The organism is Ruegeria sp. AM1 (genome assembly GCF_056540745.1).
In genome coordinates, this window is sequence record NZ_JBQFXH010000003.1 from 1 (window position 1) to 16,504 (window position 16,504).

The 16,504-nt window shown below is 62.0% G+C and carries 15 protein-coding genes; 3 read left to right on the forward strand and 12 right to left on the reverse strand.

Translation table 11 applies throughout. The features are described from left to right. Window positions 1-80: 80 nt before the first annotated feature. Window positions 81-770 carry a ribulose-phosphate 3-epimerase gene (rpe, locus tag ACR0I7_RS10450; protein ID WP_480510719.1) on the reverse strand — a complete coding sequence of 230 codons (690 nt, stop codon included), beginning with the start codon at window positions 768-770 and terminating at the stop codon, window positions 81-83. A gap of 64 nt (window positions 771-834) precedes the next feature. Here rpe and ACR0I7_RS10455 point away from each other — a divergent pair, with 64 nt between their 5' ends. Next, window positions 835-1,053 carry a hypothetical protein gene (locus ACR0I7_RS10455; protein WP_480510721.1) on the forward strand — a complete coding sequence of 73 codons (219 nt, stop codon included), beginning with the start codon at window positions 835-837 and terminating at the stop codon, window positions 1,051-1,053. Between the two features lie 562 nt (window positions 1,054-1,615). Here the strand turns inward: ACR0I7_RS10455 and ACR0I7_RS10460 are convergent. Further along, window positions 1,616-2,299: a DUF1045 domain-containing protein gene (locus ACR0I7_RS10460; protein WP_480510723.1), complete on the reverse strand. Its 684-nt coding sequence runs from the start codon at window positions 2,297-2,299 to the stop codon at window positions 1,616-1,618. 53 nt (window positions 2,300-2,352) lie between these two features. Here ACR0I7_RS10460 and ACR0I7_RS10465 point away from each other — a divergent pair, with 53 nt between their 5' ends. After that, window positions 2,353-3,495, forward strand: coding sequence for an alpha-D-ribose 1-methylphosphonate 5-triphosphate diphosphatase (locus ACR0I7_RS10465; protein WP_480510724.1), 1,143 nt, complete (start codon window positions 2,353-2,355; stop codon window positions 3,493-3,495). A gap of 151 nt (window positions 3,496-3,646) precedes the next feature. Here the strand turns inward: ACR0I7_RS10465 and ACR0I7_RS10470 are convergent, their stop codons facing one another. Genes ACR0I7_RS10470 through ACR0I7_RS10500 form a run of 7 tightly spaced genes read right to left on the reverse strand, consistent with a single transcriptional unit; the run spans window position 3,647 to window position 10,138 of the window. Continuing rightward, complete coding sequence (locus ACR0I7_RS10470) at window positions 3,647-4,123, reverse strand: class I SAM-dependent methyltransferase (RefSeq protein ID WP_480510726.1); 477 nt, start codon at window positions 4,121-4,123, stop codon at window positions 3,647-3,649. A gap of 14 nt (window positions 4,124-4,137) precedes the next feature. Next, window positions 4,138-4,887 carry a polysaccharide deacetylase family protein gene (locus tag ACR0I7_RS10475; protein ID WP_480510728.1) on the reverse strand — a complete coding sequence of 250 codons (750 nt, stop codon included), beginning with the start codon at window positions 4,885-4,887 and terminating at the stop codon, window positions 4,138-4,140. Continuing rightward, window positions 4,884-6,026, reverse strand: coding sequence for a glycosyltransferase family protein (locus ACR0I7_RS10480; RefSeq protein ID WP_480510730.1), 1,143 nt, complete (start codon window positions 6,024-6,026; stop codon window positions 4,884-4,886). Before ACR0I7_RS10480 ends, ACR0I7_RS10475 begins: the two co-directional genes overlap by 4 nt. Beyond that, window positions 6,023-6,607, reverse strand: a complete 585-nt coding sequence (locus ACR0I7_RS10485) for a histidine phosphatase family protein (RefSeq protein ID WP_480510731.1) — start codon at window positions 6,605-6,607, stop codon at window positions 6,023-6,025. The genes ACR0I7_RS10480 and ACR0I7_RS10485 overlap by 4 nt, the downstream gene beginning before the upstream one ends. Then, complete coding sequence (locus ACR0I7_RS10490; RefSeq protein ID WP_480510733.1) at window positions 6,604-7,680, reverse strand: glycosyltransferase family 4 protein; 1,077 nt, start codon at window positions 7,678-7,680, stop codon at window positions 6,604-6,606. Before ACR0I7_RS10490 ends, ACR0I7_RS10485 begins: the two co-directional genes overlap by 4 nt. Then, a complete protein-coding gene (locus ACR0I7_RS10495; protein ID WP_480510735.1) occupies window positions 7,680-8,927 on the reverse strand; it encodes a glycosyltransferase family 4 protein in 1,248 nt (415 codons plus the stop codon). The genes ACR0I7_RS10490 and ACR0I7_RS10495 overlap by 1 nt, the downstream gene beginning before the upstream one ends. Continuing rightward, window positions 8,924-10,138 carry a glycosyltransferase family protein gene (locus ACR0I7_RS10500; RefSeq protein ID WP_480510737.1) on the reverse strand — a complete coding sequence of 405 codons (1,215 nt, stop codon included), beginning with the start codon at window positions 10,136-10,138 and terminating at the stop codon, window positions 8,924-8,926. The genes ACR0I7_RS10495 and ACR0I7_RS10500 overlap by 4 nt, the downstream gene beginning before the upstream one ends. A gap of 354 nt (window positions 10,139-10,492) precedes the next feature. On the opposite strand from ACR0I7_RS10500, the gene ACR0I7_RS10505 reads away from it, so the two are divergent. Then, on the forward strand, window positions 10,493-12,880 hold the full coding sequence (locus tag ACR0I7_RS10505) for a mechanosensitive ion channel domain-containing protein (RefSeq protein WP_480510739.1): 2,388 nt from the start codon (window positions 10,493-10,495) through the stop codon (window positions 12,878-12,880). 88 nt (window positions 12,881-12,968) lie between these two features. Here the strand turns inward: ACR0I7_RS10505 and ACR0I7_RS10510 are convergent, their stop codons facing one another. From ACR0I7_RS10510 to ACR0I7_RS10520, 3 genes are read right to left on the reverse strand one after another with little or no spacing between them, the layout of a single operon-like run. Beyond that, window positions 12,969-14,324 carry a CoA transferase gene (locus ACR0I7_RS10510; protein ID WP_480510741.1) on the reverse strand — a complete coding sequence of 452 codons (1,356 nt, stop codon included), beginning with the start codon at window positions 14,322-14,324 and terminating at the stop codon, window positions 12,969-12,971. Continuing rightward, the gene (locus tag ACR0I7_RS10515) at window positions 14,321-15,475 is read right to left on the reverse strand and encodes an ABC transporter permease (RefSeq protein WP_480510742.1); all 1,155 of its coding nucleotides are present in this window, start codon (window positions 15,473-15,475) and stop codon (window positions 14,321-14,323) included. Before ACR0I7_RS10515 ends, ACR0I7_RS10510 begins: the two co-directional genes overlap by 4 nt. Further along, window positions 15,472-16,500, reverse strand: a complete 1,029-nt coding sequence (locus tag ACR0I7_RS10520) for an ABC transporter permease (RefSeq protein WP_480510744.1) — start codon at window positions 16,498-16,500, stop codon at window positions 15,472-15,474. The genes ACR0I7_RS10515 and ACR0I7_RS10520 overlap by 4 nt, the downstream gene beginning before the upstream one ends. Between the last annotated feature and the right edge of the window lie 4 nt (window positions 16,501-16,504).

Here is a 16,504-nt window from a genome sequence, read left to right on the forward strand (position 1 = left end):
CATCGCGCGCAGCGCGATGCCGGGCCCAACAGGAGGAGGCGTTCCGCAAGGAACGCTGACGACTGGCGGGAGCTTTGCCGTTAGGTGAGTGCTGACGCCGCGGCGCTGCGCACGGCGCGGATGTTCTCACCATAGATTTCGGGGTTCGACACCGAGCCGCCTTTGAACACGGCCGATCCGGCCACCAGCACGTCAGCGCCGGCCGCCGCAACCAGAGGGGCGGTGTTTGGGTCGACGCCCCCGTCGATCTCGATGTGAATCGGACGATCTCCGATCATCTGACGCAGACGCCGGACTTTGCTGGTCATGTCGATGAATTTCTGACCGCCAAAGCCCGGGTTCACCGTCATCACGCAAACCAGATCGGTCAGGTCCAGCAGGTGCTCAACCGCCTCGGCTGGCGTGCCCGGGTTGAGGGCAACGCCGGATTTCATGCCTGCGGCGCGGATCGCTTGCAAGGTGCGGTGTGTGTGGGCGCTAGCCTCGATATGGGCGGTCAGAATGTCGGCGCCCGCATCGGCATAGGCCTGAATATAGGGATCAACCGGTGTGATCATCAGATGCACGTCCATCACGGTTTTCACATGCGGGCGAAATGCTTTCACCGCCGGGGGGCCAAAGGTGAGGTTGGGTACAAAATGCCCGTCCATGACATCCACATGAACCCAATCGGCCCCCTGCGCCTCGATGGCCTGAATCTCTTGCCCGAAATTGGCGAAATCGGCGGACAGGATCGACGGGGCGATCTTGATGGTGCGGTCAAAGCTCATAGGGGCCTCATGAATCAAAAAGTAAGCTGACGGTGGTATAGGAGGTTTCCATTGGCGCGGACAGATGTATCTGTTGTCGCGGTTTACTGAGACTGCGCGGCAGGAGGGGCGACCGCTGGACATTCGGGCTCGACCGCGCGGGCAGTCCTCAGGTGATGGGGTCGTCGAACAGATCGGGCTGCCGGACGACGTGGATATTCAGTCCGAGCACGGCCTAGTCCGCAGATGGCGATGCGAGGTCAAAATGCGGGGGGCGGTCAAAGAGACTGCTCAACCGAGCTAGATGCCGCCGTCACCGCCCCAGCCAGCCCCGCTGGAGTCTGACCCCATGAGCTTGCGTTCTTTCCACCATTCGCCACCGGGATCATCGGGGTGGATGTGCGATCGAACCGTGCGGCCGTCAAAATCGGTCCAGACCCATTGGCCGTCGCTGTCCTGCCCGAGCGTGGTTCGACGGCGTTTGTCACGGCCAATAAGAAAGACCGAAACTGCAACAGCGGCTGTAAGGCAGACAACCGTGATCGCAAATCCTACACCGCGTTCTCTACATCTGTGAAGGTGCTAAAGAGTATCTCAGTGCAATTTTGAACATGTGGGCAAAGAGACCAAGTAGATGATCCGGCGGACGATTCTAAACCCGCGGGCGGTTTCGGGCGGTCGGGTGCCGGACGATCCGCCCATGCCCTTGCAGCAGCTGGTGTCCGGCGCTTTGCAGGTCTAAGTTTTTGGAAAGATGATCTGTGAGGACTGAACTTAGAGACGTCAGCAAAAACGGTGCGCCGCATGCTTATGCTGGACAAATCCGGCCCGCTGGACGCAACTGTCGAGGCCATCCCGTCATATCTTCAGCCAGAAAGGGCAAAGCGTTGGATCAGGTGAAAGCGGCCATCAAGGGCCTCGCCCATCAGGGCCAAATCGGTGATCTGGAAGGGACTGGGCAGCAGGGGGCCAAGATGCTGTTCCAGCGCCGTCTGGGTCAGCGCCAGCGTAGGTTTATCCAGCCTGCCGCTGAGCGTGATGTGAAAGCGGAACGCATCCAGCACGTAAGGATAGCCCCATTGGGTCAGGTTGACCTCTTGCGCGGGCGTCAGGGCGGCGGCGCGGCGGCGGGTCAATTCGGTCCCGGATGCGGGTGCGCGGAACCTGTCCAGATCGCGGACACAGGCCGCCGCCAGCGCGTTCAGCGCGGTTGTGTCCCCCTGAGGGCGCAATGCCAGAAACCGGCCCATGCGCGAGATGTCCAAGGTCTCAAGCGAGATGGGTGCCTGCCGCGCGGCGAGGGCCGCGCATGCGCGCTGCAACGCCTCAGGCGATTGGTCCGGGTGCAGGTGAAACGGCGGCTTCATGGTCGCATGCAACCCGTATTTGCGCGGCACCCGCGTCAAGGCGGCGACATCCAGCCCGTCGATGGCGGGTTGGGCCACGCTCTGTCCGGTTTCCATATCCCAACCCAGCCAACTGGTTGCGAATTTTACCCATTCCGACCTGGCAGGTGGCGCAAAATAGATCGCATATCGCGTGAATATCACATCGGCCTCCTATTGCGTGGCCTTTCCCAGTGCCCAAACCGTGTGAAGTTCAGATGACAGAAGAATTGATCCTTGCCAATGCCACGCTTGTCCTGCCCGCTGAGACCGTCACCGGCAGTGTCAGGCTTGTAGGCGAAACCATTGCCGACATCGATACAGGCGCTGCGGTGCCCGCAGGGGCGATCGATTGCGGCGGAGATTATGTCAGCCCCGGTCTGGTCGAGCTGCACACCGACAATCTGGAACGTCACATCCAGCCGCGCCCGGGTGTGGACTGGCCCCACGCGGCGGCGATCATCGCCCATGATGCCGAGCTGGCAGGTGCAGGGGTGACAACGGTGTTTGACGCCATGCGTGTGGGCTCGATCCCGTCGGGGGCACGGCGATACCTGCAATATGCGCGCGGTCTTTCGCAAGAGCTGTGGCAGCTGCGCGATCAGGATGCGCTGAAGATCAGCCATTTCCTACACCTGCGGGCCGAGGTCTGTTCGGAAACGCTGGTCGACGAGTTGGATGAGTTCGGCCCCGAGGATCGGGTGGGGCTGGTGTCGATCATGGATCATACACCCGGGCAGCGGCAGTTTCGAGATATGGTGAAACTCGAAGCCTACCTGAAGGGCAAATATGCGATGAACGACGACACGTTCCTGCAGCATGTGGCCCAGTTGAAAGGCTTGCGCGATCAGTTTGGTGACAAACACGAGGGCGAAGCTGTCAAAGCCGCCCGCCGGTTCGGAGCGGTTCTAGCCAGCCATGATGACACGACCGAAGATCAGGTAAGCATCTCGGCCAGTCACGGCATCCGGCTGGCAGAATTCCCGACCACGGTCGAGGCCGCCCGTGCCTGCCATGATCACGGCATCAAGGTGATGATGGGCGCGCCGAACATCATTCGCGGCGGATCGCATTCGGGAAATGTTTCGGCGCACGAGCTTGCCGCGCTGGGATATCTCGACATTGTGTCGTCGGATTACGTGCCCGCCGCCCTGTTGCTGTCGGCGGTACAGCTGGGCGCGTTGTGGGGGGATATGGCGCAGGGTATGCGCACGGTGACGCAGGCTCCGGCACAGGCAGCAGGGCTGGAGGATCGGGGCGCTGTGCAGGTGGGTCTGCGCGCCGATCTGATCCGCTTTCGCATGCGGGCAGGTGTTCCGGTGCTGAATGGGGTCTGGTCGCGCGGGCGTCGGGTCGCGTAGGGTCAGGACCCCTTAATCCTGCGCCTCTGGCGCGCGAACGGCAAAAAAGCAGAGGCTTTGAACGCGCAGGGACCGGCAGGGTCAATTCCAGGCGATCAAAGCCGCTACTTTGCAGCGGTTCTCGCGTCCGAAGGATTAAGGGAGCCTGACCCTAGGCGCGGTAGAACAGATAGCGGTCCGGGGCGATGGTTTCGGGGCCTTTGATCTGGTTGAACCCCACCAGCGGCTGTCCTGAGATCAGCAATCCCCCCGGTAGCATAACATTGGCAATCAATGGGCTCAGCCGAGCGGCCTCCGCCACATCCTCGGCTTTGATCCCGCGCCCGAAATCATAATGCGCCATCGCGATGCAGGGACCGTTTTGGGCCAGTTTTTCCAGCATCGGCTCGGCTTCGCCCTGCAGAAAATCCTCGGGCGGCGGGGTGCTGTCGGGATGGCACTGCAGTACCCGGTCCATCACCCAGATGCGTCGGTCCGGCAAGATTTCCCGCAGGTGGTCGTATGTCCGGCCATTGCCCAGACCCATGTCCAGAACCTCGCCCGCGATATCAGCGGTCTGTTCCGCCGCCCAGTTCAACCCGTCGCGTTGCGCGGTCAGACGGCGCAGCATGGAATCCAGTCGGCTCATCGGGAGCTCCTTGATCAGTCAGTTGTGGTCCAGACAGTCACCGGGCCGTCCAGAAGCCTGCTGAGCAGGTCTTGGGTAAAGGTCCAGATGTCTTGATCATGGACAAGGTGGTGGGTCAACACACCAAATGGTTCGCTATTGTCTGCGCGGCCCTGACGACGATCCTGGAGTAACTGGACGGTCTGGGCGATCAGCGCCTCCGGATCAGCCAGCCCGCGCGTTCCGCGCCAGTCGATCGGATCGAGATGGGTATTAACCTGTTGTAGCCCCGGGGCGGCTTGCGGTGCCTTTCGGGGCGTTGCGGTCGACAGGAGCCGAAACCCGATTTCGGGAAGCCGGGCGGTGATTTCTGGGTCGATCCGGTTCCATGGCGGGACAAACACCGGGCGCAGCGCAGCCCCGAACAGGTTACGCAACCGCGCCAGGCCGGCTTCGGCGTCCGCGATGATTGTATCTGTTGGGCGGTGCATGCGGAACTCGGCCTTCTTCTCTTGCTTCGGGGCATGGTTTTGATGCGCCCAGCCATGCACAACCGGGATCAGCGTGGGCCGGTCGCCGACATGGCGCGCCAGCGCCTGATCCGCATCCCGCGGAATGACCGCAAGATGGACGGGCAGGCCGAGGCGCTCACTCAGCTCGGTCAGATGATCCAGCTGCCGGGTCGGGGAGATGGCGTCGTCATCGCGCCACCAAAGGGGCAAGTTCAGCCCCTGCGCCTGCCAGACCTTCAGTTCGGTGGTCAGAGGGTGCCAGTCAACAATCATCTGCGGCGCTCCAGCAGCTCGGTCGCGATGGCAACCGAGCGGTTGGCACCGTCGAAACCGGTTCTCATGGGGTCTCGCAGCTGGCCCGAGGTTACCCGGATCAGCGCGTCGGCCAAGGCCTTCCCGTCTAAATCATGGCTGGGCAGCACCTCAAATGCGGGCAGTTGCGCAAGGCTCTGACTGCGCAAACCCTGTTCGACCTCATTGCCATCGTCAAACGGGATCAGCACGGCAGGTGTCCCGGTCTGCAGTAGGTCCATCGCGGTGTTATAGCCGCACATGCTGACCGAGGCGCTGGCCAGCGGCAGCATCTGGCGGAAATCCTGGCGGACCGGTTCCAGCAGAACGGAGGTGCCCTCCGCCAGCTCTGACAACTCAGCGATGCGGGTCGCTGCGTCCTGCCCACCCACCAACATGCGCCAGCGCATGTTGGTCATCTTTCGGGCGGCCTCGATGGCCGCGCGAAAGATCGGTTGCCCAACAGAGCCGCCACCCGCGCTGACCAGAATTTCACCCTCTCCCACCCTGTCGGGGTGCGGAGCGGGGGCTTCCGGCGCAACAAAGCCGGTGTAATGCAGGCACCCCGAGAGGTCTTCCGAGACCGGCCAGCTGACGTTCAGCGGCGTGATCTGCAGATCGGAATGCACCAGAATTCCGTCATAGAACCGTGCGATAATCTCATCGGCGCGTGCGGCTTTGGACGGCTTTGAGGGCGGCGCAAGAATATCACGGATCGAGCCCAGAATGACCGGCCGCTCGGGCAGGTCCGACGCCGTCGTCAACGCGGCCTGAAATTCCGCGCTCAGGCTGCGGCGGCCAAACGGATACAGCTCGGTGATCAGGACCTGAGGCCTGAAACTGCGCACGGCCTGCACCAGTGCGGTGGCGCGGGCGTTCAGGTATGCGGGGTCGGCCACCTCACCTGCTTGGGTCAGCAGGCGCGTGAAATCCGTGCCATCCGACCGCAGCGGCGGCAGACCCAGGATCGACAGCCCTTTGCTGTCCAATTGCGGCGCAGGCATGCCACCCGAAACAACCAGCACCTCATGGTCTTGCGCAGCAAAAGCCCGCCCCAGCGTCAGTGCCCGGCTCAGATGGCCGGTCCCAAGCAGATGGGTGACGACAATCATCACCCTCATGCCGGGGCCTCGCGCGCAATCAGGCGAATGGGGTCCGCTTCGGGCTGCATGGCGTCGAGATCGACCACAAACAGGCGATTGCGCTTGATTTTGAACGGGGCAGGGCCCCGGAAATCCCAACCCCAGGCCTTGGCCAGGATCACCCGCATGATGCCGATATGGCAAACCGCGACCGCATCATTGTGCAGCCCTGAGAGCCACGGTTCGAGGCGCGCCCAGATCTCAGCCGGGCTTTCTCCATTCGGAGGGCGGTAATCCCAGCCCCAATCTTCGATATGGCGATAGCCGCTGTTCGCGTCCTCGATCAGGTCAATGCCGCGCTGGCCCTCGCAATCGCCCCAGTTCATTTCGATCAACGCGTCCGAGGTCTGCGGTGCGCGATCTGCAACCAGCCGCGCAGTATCACTGGCGCGGCTAAGCGGGCTGGCCCAGAGTACGGCCTGATCCCACGGGGCAGGCAGACGATAGGCGGCCAGTTCGGCACGGGCCTGATCATCCAGCGCAATGTCGCTGCGGCCCTGAATGCGGCCCGCGCGGTTCCAGCTGGTATGGCCGTGGCGCAGCAATGCCAGTTTTGTCATGCCTGATCCTCCAGCAGGGGGCGCACGGTGCGCCAGAACTGGTCGGTTGCCGACCGGATCAGGTGGCGGTCGGCCACATAATCGCGCGCGCGCGCGCCTTCCGCCAGTCGCAAGCCCCGATCTGCCAGCAACATCTGCATTCGGCGCGCCAGACCCGAGGCGCCTGCATCGACGGTGGGGTGATCGGACGGCATCAGCACGTCGCGCACGCCCGGCCGATCCTGAGCGGCGACCGGCAGACCTCGGGCCTGCGCCTCAAGGTAGACCATGCCATAGGCTTCGTTGACGCCCGGCCAGACGAACAAAGCGGCGGTTTCGTATTCCCGTTGCAACGCGGGGCCATCCATCTGGCCAAGAAATGTCACACGCGCGGCGAACGGGGCCATCAGGGCCTCGACCTCGGCGCGGGCAGGGCCGTCGCCGACGATGTTCAGCGACCAGTCGCCCGGCAGATGGCGCAGGGCTTCGGCCAGTATCCGGTATGAAGCAAGCTTGTCACCGTGCCGCATCATTCCCACTGTTAGCATTGCTCCTGAACAGGCCGATGGCTGGGGCAGTGTCGGGATAGGCAGAAAAGGCGGCAGTTCGACCAGCGCCTGATCGTCGTATCTTTCCCGCTCCAGCGTGATCAGGTCGTTGGCCGTGTGATAAAAGATCACCTGCGCCGCATCGCAGGCATCATGCGCAGCTTGCGCGAAGCCGGCCCATGGTCCGGTCAGACGGCTGGTTGCGCGTGTGCTTTCAAGCTGAACGTAAGGAATACCGCGCGCCCGTGCGACCTGCGGGCCCAGCAGATCGGGGGCTTTGTAGTAGTTGTGATAGGTCACCCAGAGGTCGGTGTCCTGCGGCAGCTCTGCGATCAGACGCTCGGCTTCGGTCTGGGCTGCGCTGCGCAGTTGGGTTTGAACCGCGCTCTCGCCCGCCTTGTCATAGATGCGCAGGTCAGAGGCCAGATCAACGGTGTCGCCATCTGCTGCGATGGCGCGCATCAGGTTGCGCGCCATTTCGCGGTCGCCCGAGGGGGTCGGGCTGTCGGGCGATTTCATCGGCGCATAGAAGGCGACGCGGGCCATCAGGCCTGCTCCGCACACAGAGCGGTCAGGCGTTCGGACAGGCGCGCGATGCCGGGGTCCATCCGGAAATCGGCAATCAGCCGGTCATAGGCGGCTTTGGCCATCCGCTCTGTTGCGGCGGGATCGGCGGCCAGCGTTTCAAGCGCGCGGGCAAGCGCGGCGGGATCATCCTCGGACAACAGCCCATGCGTGCCGGTTTCGATGAATTCGGGGATGGCCGATACGGGCGTAGAAAGGATCGGCAGATGTTGTGAGGCGGCTTCCATCAGCACGTTGGGCAGCCCGTCCCGGTCGCCATCTGCGGCAATGCGGCTGGGCAGGACGAACAGATCGGCCTTGCGCATCTCGGCAATCACTTCGGGCTGATCGCAGGCGCCCTTCCAGGTGATCCGGCCTGCCAAACCGGCCTTGGAGGCCCTCTCGCGCAGGGCCTTATCCAGCGTGCCGCCGCCGATATGGGTCCAGTGCCAGTCCAGCGACCAGGGCAGCCGCGCAAATGCGTCGATTAGGCGATCAAAGCCTTTTTTCTCGACCAGCCGGCCGACTGAAATCATATGAAACGGGCTGTCGGGTTGGCGCGGTTCACGTACCGGTGGGGCGGGGAAACGGGACAGGTCGAGTCCGTGATAGATCAGATCGACGCGCGCAGGATCATCGGCGAGCGCGCGCAGATGCTCTGCGCCGACGGCTGTGCAGGTGGCCCCGAAGGCGGCTCCGAATGTGTCGGCCTGCAGCTTTTCCTGCTTTTCCCAGTCGGGCGAGGTCCAGATATCCTTGGCATGGGCCGAAAAGCTCCAGTCGACGCCGCGCATGATGGCGGCATAGCGCGCGACAGAGGAGGGGGTGTGCATGAAATGGGCATACATCGCGCGGGTGCAGGACGGAAGTTCGGCGGCCAGAACGCAGGCCTGACCAAAGCGGCGGATGCGGTTATGGGTCGGATCGCGGCGCAGATCGCGGCGCCAGACCGTGTAGGCATCCGCATATCCGGGCAGCTGCCGGGCTGTCGCGCGGGCGCGCCAGACGCGCTGTGGTTCCTGATACAGATATTCAGGCAGATAATGGACCTGCCCCTTAAATCGATCATGCAGCGGGTGCCGCTTGGTGTCGGTTGGGTGGCGCAGCGACCAGATGTCAAAGTGATGGCCCGCATCCTGAAGGGCGACAAGTTCCTGTGCGATAAACGTCTCAGAGAGGCGCGGCCAGCCTTTGACCAGCACCGCCAGCTTAGGCTCTGTGGTGGTCATCCGGTGGCCCGTTCCTGCTCTCCGCCCAGCAGGGCATCAACGCGGTGCGTGACATAGTCGAGACCATCCAACAAGCCATCGCTGATCGCCTGCGAAGGTAGTGGCTGATGCGGCAGGTTACGGATCGCGCCGATCATGGCGTCGGCGGACAGGCCGTCGCGGGTTTCGTCGAGCATCCGCACAAGGCCAAGCTCTTCAGCACGCGAGGCGCGTATCCATTGTTCCAGCCGGGGCGTGGTGCGCGGCACGATGACGGCGCGTTTGTCAAAAGACAGCACTTCGCAGAACGTGTTGTACCCGCCCATGCAGACGACACCGGCGGCACCTGCAAACAGGGTTTCGATCTGGGATTCAAACCCAACCGCCGTCACCCGACCGTCCAGGGCCGCCACCCGGGTTTCGAATTCTTCGCGCAGCTCGCCCGACAGGAAGGGGCCGTAGACCAGAACCGCGCGTGGCGACAGGGTGGGGTCTTTTTCATAGGCGGACAGCACAAGGTTGACCATCGCCTTGCCATCGCCGCCGCCGCCGGGAGTGATCAGGATATAGGGCTGTTCCGGGGGCTCTCCGATCGGGCCGAGATCGCGGCGCAGATAGCCGGTACAATGCATTCGCGACCGCGCCGCCGGGCTGAGCGGCAGCCCTTGCGTCGGATCATAAACCGAGCGCAGGCCATAGACCCAGATTTCGTGATAGAAACGCTCGGTCGCGGCAACAGCGTCTTTGCGGGCCCATTCGGCGGCCAGAACTTCGGGTTCATCGAGCACGTCGCGCAGGCCAAGTACCAGCTTGGTTTCACGCGACTTCTCCAGACATTCCAGCGTTGGCAGCAATTCACCCCGAAAGCCGGTCGGTTCCTTGTCGACGATCAGAACATCGGGGTTGTATTGCTGCACGGCGGTCTGAATCAGCCCCGCGCGCAATTCGGTGACTTCGTCGATGCCCATGCCGATGGTTTGCGCCGCATATGAGCCATCGGCGCGTTTGGTCACGCCAGGCAGGCGGACGTGATCGACACGGCGCGGAAAAGTGAAACGGCCTGCAACCGGTGAGCCGGTCAGGATCAGGGCCGAAGCCAGCGGGTCAGCCTTGGTGATCGCAGCCGCCAGCGCACGCGATCTGCGCAGATGTCCAAGACCGAACGTATCGTGGCTGTAGAATAAAATGCGCGGCGCTCGGCCGGATTTGTCTTTCGTGATGCCTAGGCTCATGCCTTCGCCCGTTTTCTTAGTTTCGGTGCAATACCCGCGCGTTCGCATGTGTTATCGCAAATTTCGTCGTTCCGCCTGCCAAAGCATGACCGAGCGCCCCGCAAATGCGCCAAGCATTGCGATTTGGCAACAGGATATTGAGCATTATCAGACATGCGCACCAAAGGTTCAGGGCCAGCGGCAAATGCATATCCGGTCATATTCAATTTCTGAGAGCTTGAAAATACCCGCACCAGAGCATTGCGCCAAGAACACGGCAATACACGATGTTAAAAATGTCCGTGGGGATGATTTGAACACCGCGATGGGGTTCTGTAGTCTGTCGGTCAGCAAGCGAACTGGATGCAAGACCATATGAAACCGAACTTTCTTGTCAGATTGATCCTGGTGTTCTGGGTGGCGATTTTTGCGCTGGTTGGCGCGGCTTTGGCGCAGACCTCGTTGATTCCGGGGTATTCAAGCGGAACAAGCAGCGAAACCGAGACGCAGGACAATGATGTGGCAGCGGCGATCCGGGCAGCCACCGAGGCGGGCGCTAGCGTCATCGTGATCGACAGCGGCGGTCAGGTGGTTTCCGGGGCGGGCACTCGGGGGGATGGCGCCAATGATGAGGCCGCGTCCGACCATATGTCCGAAAGCTCGCAACTGATGAAAGCGCAGGAGCGGTTTTCGAAGTTCCGCGAGTCGGTTGAGTCGCGTCTGGAGGCCCTGCCGTATTCGATTTTCGAAGTTCAGTATGTGCTGCGCCAAACCAGCCCCGATGGTCGAATAAGGACTTATGTTGAGGTTCTGGCCTGGAACATCCTGTTCCTGCTACTGGGGCGCTGGTTGTCCATCGAGCTCTATGGCAAGCGTTTCGCGCGCCGATGGGTGGTGGCACGGGTCAAAGACAATCCGACAGGCTATCGTGAGAAGATGCCCTTCCTCGTTTTCCGGTTTGTGATGGGGATCGGCGGGACGATCTTTGCCATGCTGATGGCGCTGATCGTTGGGTATCTGTTCTTTGGCGAGGCCAAAGACATCTCGATCCAGTTCACCGTGGTGGCGATTTTCTCGGCCTTCTTTCTGGCCCGCACGGTTTCTGACCTGTGGCGGATGGTTCTGTCACCGTTTCTGAGCCAGTACCGCCTGCCGCCGTTTTCCGATCGGGACGCAAAGCGTCTGTATGTCTGGGCCTCGGCGTTGGCGACCTATGATATCTCGGTGGTTATGTTTTCGACCTGGGTCGCGGATTTCGGGCTGAACTACAACGTCTACGCGCTGGTCTATGGCGTTCTGACAATGCTGGGCGCGCTGGGCAACGCGCTGATGATCATTTTCAACGCGCGTCCCATTTCCAATGCCATTCGCGGAGGGGCTGCGCCTGATCAGGTGTCATGGTTGCTGCGCTTTGTGTCCTATGGCTGGGCCCCGGCGCTGATCGTCTATATTATCTTTAGCTGGTTCCGGCTGGCGGTTGATCTGGCGCTGGAGAACCCCACGCCGCTGCCGTTGATTGCCAGTTCTTACCTGATCTTCATGTCGGTTGTCGTTGCCTATGGTGCGATGAACTATCTGCTGGAGCGCTACTTTGACCGCTCGCGCAGGATCGGCGAGATGAATGCCGAGGCCGAGGAGGAAGAGGAGAGCGAAGGTGCGGCGGCCTCTCAGACCGCCGAGGCTGACCTGAGAAAACATCACCTGCTGACCTATGAAGATCTAGCGCGCCGGGTGGCCGGTATTCTGGCCTTTGTCATCGGGGCTTATGCTCTGGTCGTGATCTGGTATCCGGATGCGGACTGGAGCCAGGACCTGCCGATTGAACGGGCGCTGGACGTGATGGTGGTCCTGTTTATCGGGTATATCCTGTTTCACTTCTTCCGCATCTGGATCGACAGCAAGATCGCCGAGGAGTCCGATGACGGCAGCGCAGAGGCCGAGCTGGGCGATGAGGGGGGTGAAGGCGGGCAGAGCCGTCTGGCAACGCTGCTGCCGCTGTTCCGGGGCGCGATCTTGGCCGTTGTTGTGGTGACCATCGTTCTGATTGTTCTGATGGAGCTGGGTATCAATGTCAGCCCGCTGTTTGCCGGTGCCGGTGTTGTGGGGCTGGCGGTTGGTTTTGGCTCGCAAACTTTGGTGCGCGATATCTTTTCGGGCGCATTCTTCCTGCTGGATGATGCGTTCCGGAAAGGGGAATATATCGACATTGGCGATGTGAAGGGCACCGTCGAAAAGATATCAGTCCGGTCGATGCAGTTGCGGCACCATCTGGGGGCGCTGAACACCATACCATTCGGTGAGATCAAGGTGCTGACCAACTACTCCCGCGACTGGGTGATTATGAAACTGCCTTTGCGGGTGACCTACGACACCGATGTCGAGAAGGTGCGCAAGCTGATCAAGAAGCTGGGGCAGCAATTGCTGAGCGATCCAGTGATTGGCGAGAACTTTATCCAGCCGCTGAAATCGCAGGGCGTGATCGAGATGCAGGATTCGGCGATGATTATCCGGGTCAAATTTATGACAAAACCCGGTGACCAATGGCTGGTGCGCAAGAAGGTCTATCAAGAAATCCGCGAGTTGTTTGCCCGTGAAGGCATTCGGTTTGCGCACCGCGAGGTCACCGTGCGTCTGGCGGATGGGAAAGAGACCGAGGAGCTGACCCCCAAAGAGCGCGAGGCTGTCACGGGTGCGGCGCAGGCAGCTATAGATGAGGATTATCTGGACGATATCGGCCCGGGCGGCGGCGGGGATGACCGGTAAGGGGGCCTTCCGCCCCTTTGGCTTGCGTCTCTGACGAGACGCCATCCAAAGCGTTGGGCCGGGCCGCGCGTTTCGCGCGGCGGTGGCGTCAGGATTTCAGCGATGGCCAGACGGCTTCAGACGTTCCTGTTTTGGGGGCGGGCAGCGTCCAGTGCATGGGTGCGTCCCCCACGCTGAGCGCGGGTTTCAGGCGATGGCCGGGCCCCCAGCCCGAGGCCTCGGTCACAGGTGCATAGTCGTCAGGGTGCGGGGCTGTAATCTCTGCGCCGCTGTCGGATTTGGCAAGGCTGACCAGCAGCTCTGCGGTGCGGGCCAGCGACAGGCGCGCATCCATGACCGAGCCATGCGCCGCGCCCTCGGTCAGGGCGGACAATACAGCCGCGGTCATGAGATAGCCGGTGGCGTGGTCCAGCGCCTGCACCGGCAGCGGGTGTGGCTTGTCGGCTTTGGCCCAGTCGCGCCCGGCATCCGCGATGCCTGCGCTCATCTGAACAAGGCTGTCAAACCCGCGCCGACCTGCCCAAGGGCCCTGCCAGCCATAGGCGTCCAGCGTGACCTCGATGCGGTTGGGGGCCAGCGTATCCCGTTGTGACCGATCCAGCCCAAGCGCGTCGAGCGCGCCGGGGCGGTAGCCGTGCACAAAGACGTCAGCCTGTGACAGCAGCTCTTTCAGACGCTCCAGCCCGGCGGGGGATTTGAGGTCGAGATAGGCGCAGGTTTTGCCGAGCGAGATGTCCGGGATCACGCCGGGCTCATCCCATCCGGGCGGGTCGATGCGCAGCACCTCGGCCCCGAATCCGGCCAGCGTGCGGGTTGAGACCGGCCCGGCCAGAACCCGCGTGAGGTCAAGCACGCGCAGGCCCGCTAGAGGACGTTTGGCGCTGGCCTGAGGGCGGTCGCGCAAGGTGACGCCGCGCGGTCTTTGCCAGCCGATCAGCGGATCGCGGGTCACGGCGCGGCCTTGCGGATGATCCAGCCATTCGGCCCGGCTGCGCATAGCGGCGGCCACGCCGCCTTGTGCGACAACGGCGGTCTCAAGATCTGAGATCGCCCAGTCTTTGACAGCTTGTTCAACGATGGATCGGTCCGCTTTAGCGCCCAGAACCTTGAGTGCGGCAACGCGGTGATGTGGCAGGTTGGTGTGCAACCGGATCCAGCCGTCTGCGGCCCGGTAGTCTCCGGCGATGGCGTCCCAGAGGCTGGGCATCTCCCACCCGTCGGGTTTGAACGAAAACCCGTACCACAGCGAGGCAAGACGGTGATCCACCGTGATGTCGGGCGAGGTATTGGTCAGGTTCAGGGCGACCATCAGGCGCGCAAGTTCCTGACCCACCGCAGCAAAGCTTGCGGTGGCAAGTTCCGAGACGGCAAAGGCGCTGGGCCGCGCGCCTTTGCCCTGCACCTGATAGGTGTCGGCAGCGGGGAGCGATGCCAGCAAGCTCATTGCTGATACGGGTCGAGACTGTCGCGCAGCCCGTCGCCCAGGAAGTTGAACGCCAGCACCACCACGATAATCGGCAGCATCGGGATGGCGGTCCACGGGTAAATCTCGATCGAGGCGAGGTTCTGCGCATCGTTCAGCATGACCCCCCAACTGACGGCGGGTGCCCGGAGGCCGAGGCCGAGGAAGCTGAGCGCTGTTTCGCCAAGGATCATCGCCGGGATCGACAAGGTGGCCGACGCGATCAGGTGAGACATGAAGTTCGGAAGCAGGTGTTTGCGGATCACCCGACCCGAGCTGGCCCCCATCATTTCAGCGGCGCGCACATATTCCTCTTCGCGCAGCGATAGGAATTTGGCGCGCACGGACCGGGCGAGACCGGGCCAGTCAAGAATGCCCAGAATGATCGAGATTATGAAGAAGACGGCAACCGGGCTCCAGTTCGAAGGCACGGCAGCGGACAGGGCCAGCCAGAGCGGCAGTTCCGGCAGCGAGCGCAGGATTTCGATGACCCGGTTGATCACCCAGTCGATGCGGCCTCCAAAATATCCGGCCATCGAGCCGAACAGGATGCCAAGGAAGAAGGACACCGAAATGCCGATCAGGCCAACGGTCAACGACAGTTGCGCGCCATAGAGGATGCGGCTGAAGATGTCGCGGCCCAGCCGGTCTGAGCCCCAGAGGAACAGGGTCGCCCCTTCGGGCGCGCAGAAGAGGTGGGTGTCGGATTTGATGAACCCGGCCAGTTTGTATTCCGAGCCCTCGCAGAAGAACCGGATCGGGCGCGGGTCTTCGGTGTCGGGCACGAATTTCCACTGAAAGGTTTCCAGATCGGCCTCGGCCACGATGGGATAGACATAGGGGCCAATGAATGCGCCCTCGTGAAACCAATTGACCGATTGCGGCGGGGCGTAGAGGTGCTCGCCATTGCGATCATTTGGCCCGTAAGGAGCGATGAAGCCCGCGAAGGGCAGCATCAGGTAACACAGCAGCAGGAAGATGCCCGAAATCAGGCCCAGTTTGTGCGTTTTGAATTTGCGCCAGACCAGCACCCAATTGGGCGCGTCAAGATCCGCGCGCTCCAGCTGTTGGATCGAGGCTGCGGGGTCGAAAGGCGCATCGTCGACGTAACGACCATCGGGTTTCTGGGTCATGCGTCACGCCCCTCATATCGGATGCGCGGATCGAGCATGACCAGCAGGATGTCAGAGATCATGGTGCCGATCAGTGTCAGCAAGGCCACGAACATCAGGATAAATGCAGAGAGGAACTGATCCTGTGTCTTCAGTGCGGTCAACAGGGTCGGGCCAATGGTTTGCAGGCCAAGGACGACCGAGACCAGAACCGAGCCAGACACCATCGACGGCAGCAGGTTGCCGATGTCGGCGACAAAGGGGTTGAACGCGACGCGCAGCGGGTATTTCGTCAGCATCCGTGAGGGGGCCATACCTTTGGCAATGGCGGTTTCGACATAAGGTTTGCCCAGCTCGTCCAACATGTTGGCGCGCAGACGCTGCATCATGGCCGATGCGCCTGAGGTGCCGATCACAAATGTCGGCACGATCAGGTGGATCAGGATGGATTTGAGCTTCTCCCAGCTCATCGGCTGACCCTCGAAGGAGGGGTCCATCAACCCTCCAATGGGCAGGTTGAAATAGCGGTGGCCATAGTAGAACAGAATGAGCGCCAGCAGGAAGTTTGGTGTGGCCAGACCCAGATAACCCACAAAGGCCGACGTATAGTCGATCCATGTCCGCGACCGGGCCGCCGCAATCACGCCAAGGGGCAGGGCGACCGCATAGACAAACAGGATGGCCGCCAAATTGACCACGACGGTCAGCCAGAGCGTGTCGCCAACAATCTCGCGCACGGGGCGGTCAAATTCAAAGGACCAGCCGTAGTTGCCTTGCAGCAACCCCTCGAACCCGTGCGGGCCGGGCCAGAAGCCGATCCAGATCAGGTATTGCTCGGGCAGAGAACGGTCCAGCGAGTATTCTTTTCGCAGAAATTCCGCCTTGGCGACGCCTGCGGACTGTCCGGATGCCTGTAATTCGGCGATCTGGTTGCTCAGATAGTCGCCGGGCGGCAGGTTGATGATCACGAAGATCAATACCGACACCACCAGCAGCGTCAGCAGCATCGTGAAAAAGCGGTACACCGCATAGCGCAGCATGATCATTTAG

Bases quoted from the DNA above. Each gene is read 5' to 3' on its own strand.
- ACR0I7_RS10515 (WP_480510742.1), bottom strand. From the start codon at position 15,475: ATGACCCAGAAACCCGATGGTCGTTACGTCGACGATGCGCCTTTCGAC.
- ACR0I7_RS10510 (WP_480510741.1), bottom strand. From the start codon at position 14,324: ATGAGCTTGCTGGCATCGCTCCCCGCTGCCGACACCTATCAGGTGCAG.
- ACR0I7_RS10475 (WP_480510728.1), bottom strand. From the start codon at position 4,887: ATGATTGTTGACTGGCACCCTCTGACCACCGAACTGAAGGTCTGGCAG.
- ACR0I7_RS10455 (WP_480510721.1), top strand. From the start codon at position 835: ATGTATCTGTTGTCGCGGTTTACTGAGACTGCGCGGCAGGAGGGGCGA.
- ACR0I7_RS10480 (WP_480510730.1), bottom strand. From the start codon at position 6,026: ATGAGGGTGATGATTGTCGTCACCCATCTGCTTGGGACCGGCCATCTG.
- ACR0I7_RS10500 (WP_480510737.1), bottom strand. From the start codon at position 10,138: ATGAGCCTAGGCATCACGAAAGACAAATCCGGCCGAGCGCCGCGCATT.
- ACR0I7_RS10465 (WP_480510724.1), top strand. From the start codon at position 2,353: ATGACAGAAGAATTGATCCTTGCCAATGCCACGCTTGTCCTGCCCGCT.
- ACR0I7_RS10470 (WP_480510726.1), bottom strand. From the start codon at position 4,123: ATGAGCCGACTGGATTCCATGCTGCGCCGTCTGACCGCGCAACGCGAC.
- ACR0I7_RS10505 (WP_480510739.1), top strand. From the start codon at position 10,493: ATGAAACCGAACTTTCTTGTCAGATTGATCCTGGTGTTCTGGGTGGCG.
- ACR0I7_RS10490 (WP_480510733.1), bottom strand. From the start codon at position 7,680: ATGGCCCGCGTCGCCTTCTATGCGCCGATGAAATCGCCCGACAGCCCG.
- ACR0I7_RS10520 (WP_480510744.1), bottom strand. From the start codon at position 16,500: ATGATCATGCTGCGCTATGCGGTGTACCGCTTTTTCACGATGCTGCTG.
- rpe (WP_480510719.1), bottom strand. From the start codon at position 770: ATGAGCTTTGACCGCACCATCAAGATCGCCCCGTCGATCCTGTCCGCC.
- ACR0I7_RS10495 (WP_480510735.1), bottom strand. From the start codon at position 8,927: ATGACCACCACAGAGCCTAAGCTGGCGGTGCTGGTCAAAGGCTGGCCG.
- ACR0I7_RS10485 (WP_480510731.1), bottom strand. From the start codon at position 6,607: ATGACAAAACTGGCATTGCTGCGCCACGGCCATACCAGCTGGAACCGC.